Below are 2,123 nucleotides of genomic sequence, written 5' to 3'. Positions count from 1 at the left end.
AGGTTGTTGTAGCCGCCACTGCTCTTGCGGAATGCAGACGTGTAGGTGGTGCCACCATCCTCACTGAAAGGGCTGAACGCATCGAAGGTGGTGTGGTCGTAGCGCAGGCCGCCGATCAGCAGCAGCCGGTCCCAGGCGTAATGCGCCGACACGTAGGCGTTGGCAATGTCTTCCACGTACTTGTAATCGCTGGTGAAGTCGGCATTCGGGTACGCCGCATCGTTGTTGCCCAGCTTCGGGTAGAGCTCGTCATGCCACTTGCGGTTGTCGATCAACGGGAAACCGGGAACGCTGCCAAGCAGGGTCGAACCCGGGTACAGATAGTCATTCAAGGTCGCGCTGGTCTTGTAGTAATCGAAATCGATGTCCTGCCAGATCTTCAGGTGGCGATACTCGGCACCGGCAGCCAGACCGAAACCGCGTGCATCGGCATCGAYGTTGTAGCTGAAGTCGGCGCGCAGGTTGTCGATGCTTTCCTTGGCGTCGCGCGGCGAGATATAGGCCTGCGCCGGATTGAGCTTGAACGCCGAGCTGGTCAGCAGGCTGGAATCGGAAACACCCACGGCGTTCGGAAAACCATGGCTGTCGTTGGCATAGTCAACGAACAGGTTGCTCGGGTAGGCGCGCACGCCCCAGTAGACCTGGTTGTTGTGGAAGGTCTCTTCGGTGTGGCCGGCACGCAGGGTCAGCCGCGAGAGGTCACCGATATCCCAGTTGAAACTGGCGATCGCGCCGCGGTTACTGCGGTCCCAGCGGTCGTGGCGGTTCTTGATGTAGATGCTGTTGATCTGGGTGGTGCCGCCGTCCTCGCTCTGGTTGCGTATCGGGAACTTGGCGTTGCCATACAGATCGGTCTTGTTCATCGTCGAGTTCTCGTAGAACCGGTACGAGTACAGCAGCAGCGAGGCATAGAACGGGTCGTCCGATGGCTTCCATTCCAGCTTGGCCGAGCCACCGAAGTTGGTGATGTAGTTGGTGTAGGTGCCGGTGCTGAAGTTGCCCGGCGCACGCAGGCCGTTCCAGCCTTTCGCCTCGTCGGGGCCGGTGGTTCCATCGGTGAGGTACTTGCCGGCATCGTTGTAGTAGTAGTTCGATTCCACCCAGCGCTTGACGCTGTTGCGCGAGCGCTGTTCGTAGCGCGCGACCGCGACGATGCCGAACTGATCGTCGCCGCCGAACTGATTGGAGAACACCGCTTTGGCGCTCTTGCCGAAGTGGCCCAAGGTCTTGTGGTCGCCCCCCGCGCTGCGCCCCACATTGGTCTCGGCCGTGGAATGGATGCCGGCCACGTCGGCGAACACGTACTTGCCGGAGCGGTCAAAGGCGCTGCGGCTGATGATGTCGATCACACCACCGATGGCATCCGGTGCCTGCTCGGCGCTGAAGCTCTTGTAGATGTCGGTGCGGGTGCCGATGTCGCTGGGAATCAGCTGCAGGTTGTTCATGCGCTCGCCGGAGCCACTGCCGCCCACGCTTGCGATCGCGATGCCGTCGATGGTCGTGTAGTTGAGATTGGCCTGCACGCCGCGCACGGTCACGTAACGCGGTTCGCCCGCATCTTCCACCGCACTCAGGCCGGGCGCGGCCATCAGGCTCTCGGCCAGCGTCTCATCGCCATAGCTGTCCATCTCGTCGTAGATCACCGAATCCTTGATCACCGGCGAGGTCTTCTTCTGGTCGATGACCTCATGGGCGGCGATCACCTTGACCGTGCCCAGGGTCGGGGCCACCACCGCTTCCGGTGGGCGCGATGCCGGTGCGGCCTGCCGGCTTTCCCGCGAGACCGGTGCCGCGTCGATGGCGATCACGTTGCCGTCCACCACCGTGTAGCGCAGGCCGGTGCCGGCCAGAAGCGTGTCCAGCGCCTGCTTGACGGTGGCTCCTCGCGGTACCGCGCCCGCCATGGGTGCAGCGCCCGCGCCGGCATACAGGAACTGCACGCCCGAACTGCGTGACAGCTGCTCCAGCGCCTGGCTCAGCGGCTGCGCGGCGATCGCTGCGGTGACCCGGGTCTCAAGCCCATTGGCCGACGCCGCCTGTGCATGCGCACCCAGACAGGGAGACAAGGCCAGTACCACCGACAGATAGAGCTTCTTGCGCATCACGGTTCCTTGGAGGAGAGA

At 63.0% G+C, this 2,123-nt stretch carries 1 protein-coding gene; it reads right to left on the bottom strand.

From position 1 onward, the window contains the following. A partial coding sequence (locus AC1VAN_RS19725) for a TonB-dependent receptor plug domain-containing protein (protein ID WP_480986527.1) occupies positions 1 to 2,102 on the bottom strand: 2,102 nt, incomplete at its 3' end. Positions 2,103 to 2,123: the final 21 nt, after the last annotated feature.

This window comes from Stenotrophomonas sp. 05L44_2 (assembly GCF_056665995.1).
Note: the sequence above shows the minus strand (reverse complement) of the source record. Positions and strands in the feature narration are given on the sequence as shown.